Origin of the sequence: Desulfonatronospira sp. MSAO_Bac3 (assembly GCF_003838035.1) — a bacterium.
Classification (GTDB): domain Bacteria; phylum Desulfobacterota; class Desulfovibrionia; order Desulfovibrionales; family Desulfonatronovibrionaceae; genus Desulfonatronospira; species Desulfonatronospira thiodismutans.
In genome coordinates this window covers 1-2,374 of the sequence record NZ_QYZY01000280.1, presented here as the reverse complement: position 1 = coordinate 2,374, position 2,374 = coordinate 1, and the positions used below count along the sequence as shown (strand labels likewise).

Here is a 2,374-nt window from a genome sequence, read left to right as displayed (position 1 = left end):
CTGCAAAGTGGCCTGCAAAAACAGGAGCAGGAGCTAAGCGCCCTGGATCAGCTGGAAGGCACCCATGGCCACGGCGATGCCGGGGAAGAGGTGGACCTGCGCCGCAGGCAGCTGGAAGAGCAGAGGCGCTACCTGCAGGAGGAGTACGAGCTTTTGCTGGAGCTGGCCTTGGAACTCAGCGGTTAGGTTGCGAGGGAGCAGCAGGTCAAAGGGTCCTGTGCCCCGGCTGCTCCTGGGGGTGGGGCTTATGAAATGTTCAGAAATAGTCTGGTAAATTTATAGGCTTTTTCCTCGACCCTGCGCGGAAAAAGAGGTCTCTTCGGGGCAACATCCGAAATAAGGAAGGGATCGGTTACAACCACCCTCCGGCCTTAAGAAGTATGGGAGTAAGGGCGTATGGGGGTATGGGAGTCAAAATATCTTTACACCCGCACATGGATACCCATCTACAGCCATACTTTCTTCTTAAAGTAGGGGAGAGACAATGAAGGGATCGGTTACAACCACCCCCGGCCCCTCCTTGGCTAAGGAGGGGAGTTTACGCCGTGCTCGTAATCTAATCCAGAGGGGCAGGATGTCAGAAAAAGTTATCAACATGTTTGTTGGAAGTTTGTGTTAACTGCCTGGAAACTGGAAGTGCTTATATGAAAAAACATCTACCCTGGCTTTTTCTGCTGCTGTTTTTTTTTCCGGCAGATCTTGCTGCGAAGCCTTTGCTGGAGGAAATACGCCAGGTTTTGCGTCAGCACCTGCCGGACCCGCCGGATGAGGCTTTGCTGCAGAGTCTGAGCAAAGACACTCTGCAGGATGATCTCCAGTCTCTGGATGCCTACGCCAGGTATTTTGCAAAAGGCGAGTCAGTACATCAGACTGCCCTGGAAGCGCAATATACAGGCATAGGGGCCGAGATTTTTTCCAGGGACGAAGAGATCCTGGTTTCACCCTATCAGGATGGTCCTCTGGCCAGAGCAGGAGTGACAGAGAGATCGGTACTTCTTGAAGTTAACGGAATCAGGGTAGCCGGAGAAGAGCTTGAAAAAGCAGCAGCCATGCTTCAGGGGCCTCCGGGAAAGATGGTTGACCTGAAGCTCAGGCCTTTATCCGGGAAGGGCATGGTAGAGCTCCGTGTGAAAAGAGAGGCTGTCCGGCCTCTGCATGTGGAGCTTTTGCAGCCCCAGGATCAGGCCGTGCTGAGAATCCGGGATTTTGCAGCCGGGAGAACCAGGGCCTCTCTCAGGGTGAGTATCGATTATCTGGGGGCAGGCAGCAGCCCGGTTTTTATTGACCTGCGCGAATCCACGGGAGGAGACCTTTTCGAGGCCCTGGACTGCGCCGCTTTGTTTATTGAGCCCGGCAAGTCCCTGGGGGGCCTTTGGACGAAAAAATCCGGCAAGACACTGGTCAACTCGCCTCCCGGGGAGAAGCTCTCAGGGCGGATAGTTGTTTTTACAGGGCCGGATACAGCCAGCGCGGCAGAGGCTTTCGCCGCAGCACTTAAATTTCACGGCAAAGCACTCCTGGCAGGAGAGCCGTCCTATGGCAAGTGCAGCACCCAGACCCGGATTTCTCTGTCCGATGGTTCAGTTCTGCAGATGACCAACGGATATGTCCTGGGCCCTGAAGAAACCCCCTGTTCTCCTGAGGGACTGCAGCCGGACATTAAAGTAGCCGGCAGCAGGCTTTACGACACAGCTTATCTGGTCCGGGAGGGTCTGGCCGCTTTAGAAGCCCAGGATGCCCCGCCGGAAACCAGGCAGCAGTATACACTGCAACAGCTGGCTGAAGAAGACCTGCTCACGGTGCGGGCGCTGCGGGCCTGGGACAGGCTGCCGTCGGGTTATGTAAGTCTGGTGCTGAATCTTGTTGAGCACGATATGGACCTTCTGGGGGCCAACCAGGTTCAGGTACGGATCTGGTCAGATAAAGCCCGGAATTCGGATGATCCGGACCTGGCCCGGCATGCAGGAGAACTCGAGTCCCTGGCGGAATATATGGAAAAAAGTTCCTGGAGGTAAACCCGGTTGGGTATGCTTACCCTGTTTAAGGAGTGAACAGTGTGAATAATGATTTATGCCTGAAATTTTTTTTGCAGCACTTGATCTGTATAGGATTGATAGTCTTTTTAGCGCTGCTTTCGCCTTGCCGGGCAATGAGTGCGGTGGACCCTGTTCTTTACACCGACAAAGAACTCTGGGCCATCGGCAACCTCTGGAAACAGACTGAAGTGGCCTGGGATGCCGAGATGCAGGCCTACCGGGATAACCTTGCACAGATTGAAAATTCACCCATGTCCGAGACCCGGAAGAAGTATTTTATGCAGCGCGAAGTCAGCCGGCACAGAGCAGTGTCTCAGGAGCTTGGTCGCAAGAGGCAT

Annotated in this window: 2 protein-coding genes and 1 pseudogene; all 3 read left to right on the top strand. The window is 54.5% G+C overall.

Annotation, left to right across the window (positions count from 1 at the left end; translation table 11 throughout):
- A pseudogene (locus D5S03_RS09480) lies at window positions 1-186 on the top strand (hypothetical protein); the annotation flags it as partial.
- Between the two features lie 458 nt (window positions 187-644).
- Entirely contained in the window at window positions 645-2,015 is a 1,371-nt protein-coding gene (locus D5S03_RS09475) for a S41 family peptidase (protein WP_287043683.1), read from the top strand.
- Window positions 2,016-2,149: 134 nt separating this feature from the next.
- Window positions 2,150-2,374 (top strand): hypothetical protein (locus tag D5S03_RS09470; protein ID WP_287043681.1); only part of this gene is annotated, 225 nt, incomplete at its 3' end.